The sequence below is a fragment of the Metasolibacillus sp. genome (assembly GCF_025291715.1).
GTDB classification, from domain to species: Bacteria; Bacillota; Bacilli; order Bacillales_A; family Planococcaceae; genus Metasolibacillus; species Metasolibacillus louembei.
This window is the reverse complement of record NZ_JAMBIZ010000072.1, coordinates 1-685: the sequence shown is the minus strand read 5'-3', so window position 1 is coordinate 685 and position 685 is coordinate 1. Positions and strand designations below refer to the sequence as shown.

The following is a 685-nucleotide window of genomic DNA, read 5'->3' as shown; positions in this document are numbered from 1 at the left end:
ATACCTAATATTTATATTTGTAAGCCTTTGCTTATGCGAAACGAGAGTTCACAGCTCTCGTTTTTTTATTCTAAAACTGCTAAAATTCTTATACGCCATTGACGTACTTAAACCTATGTTATTCATTGAAACCAGTATTTTTACTAAGCAAATCAAAGAGCTTGTGAGTGATGAAGAGTATCGTCAGCTCCAGCAAGATCTCTTGGTACAGCCTGATAAGGGCGACTTAATCAAGAATGGTGGTGGAATTCGTAAAGTACGTTGTGCTCAGGGCAATAAAGGCAAAAGTGGCGGTATCCGTGTGATCTATTATTGGGTTACAGAAGATGATCAGATCTTTTTCCTGGTGGCTTATCCAAAGTCTGTGAAAGATAATCTGACAGACAAAGAAACCTCGATTCTACGTCAATTAGTAAAGGAGCAATTTCATGGATAACAACTTATTTGATGACCTGGTTGCTTCAATCAAAGAAGCTGGTGCCATCAAGCGTAAGGAGATAAAGGCAAGTCGAGTCACAGAGCTTGAATTACCGGATATTAAAGAAGTACGTGAGAAAACAGGCTTAACCCAGGCTGAATTTGCTGCACGTTTGCATATCAGCGCGAGAACCCTGCAAAACTGGGAACAAGGCCGTCGCTATCCGACTGGTCCTGCAGCGACTTTAATTCGTATTTTAGATGCTCA

General features: G+C 40.6%; 2 protein-coding genes. Both read left to right on the top strand.

Annotated elements, in window-relative coordinates; all coding sequences use genetic code 11:
- Positions 1-436: type II toxin-antitoxin system RelE/ParE family toxin (locus M3Z76_RS19650; RefSeq protein WP_483310191.1), on the top strand; the 436-nt coding region annotated here is incomplete at its 5' end.
- Positions 429-685 (top strand): NadS family protein (nadS, locus tag M3Z76_RS19645; protein WP_295657579.1); only part of this gene is annotated, 257 nt, incomplete at its 3' end. The genes M3Z76_RS19650 and nadS, both read left to right, overlap by 8 nt.